This is a genomic window from Siphonobacter sp. BAB-5385, from assembly GCF_002261125.1.
GTDB lineage: Bacteria > Bacteroidota > Bacteroidia > Cytophagales > Spirosomataceae > Siphonobacter.
This window is the reverse complement of record NZ_NMPS01000202.1, coordinates 1-629: the sequence shown is the minus strand read 5'-3', so window position 1 is coordinate 629 and position 629 is coordinate 1. Positions and strand designations below refer to the sequence as shown.

The 629-nt window shown below is 56.8% G+C and carries 1 protein-coding gene; it reads right to left on the bottom strand.

The window, feature by feature from the left end; translation table 11 throughout:
• Positions 1 to 629, bottom strand: a 629-nt coding sequence (locus BWI93_RS19810) for a mannose-1-phosphate guanylyltransferase (RefSeq protein ID WP_255157964.1), incomplete at both ends; no start/stop codon positions are given.

Here is a 629-nt window from a genome sequence, read left to right as displayed (position 1 = left end):
TCAAAGGCTTTACGAATGGATCGGGCATTCCAGACGAAAATGCCGGCATTCCAGACATAATCGCCACTTTCCAGAAACGCCTGAGCCAGTTCCAGGTGGGGCTTTTCGGTGAAGGTCTTCACCCGCTTGACTTCTTTCTCGGCCAGCCCATCGAACTGAATGTAGCCGTAGCCCGTGTCGGGTCGGGTGGGGGTAATGCCCAGGGTAACCAGAATATCGGATTCAGCCGTAGCCTGAAGGGCGACTTTGACGCGGTCGGTGAACTCCTTTTCTTTCAGGATCAGATGATCGGCAGGCGTGACGATGATGTTGGCCTCGGGATCGCGAGCGGCAATCTTGTAGCAGGCATAACCGATGCAGGGGGCCGTGTTGCGACGGGAGGGTTCCAGGAGGATCTGGTGATCGCTGAGCTGGGGGAGTTGCTGCTTGGTGAGGGCATAGTACTCCTGGGAGGTAACAATGTAAACGTTTTCAGGCGGACAGATGTCGGCGAGTCGGTCGAAGGTCATCTGGAGCATGGTGCGACCGATGCCAAGGACGTCGTGAAACTGTTTGGGATAGGTTTGGCGGGAGAAGGGCCAGAAGCGGGTACCGACGCCCCCGGCCATGATGACTACATACGTGTGTTG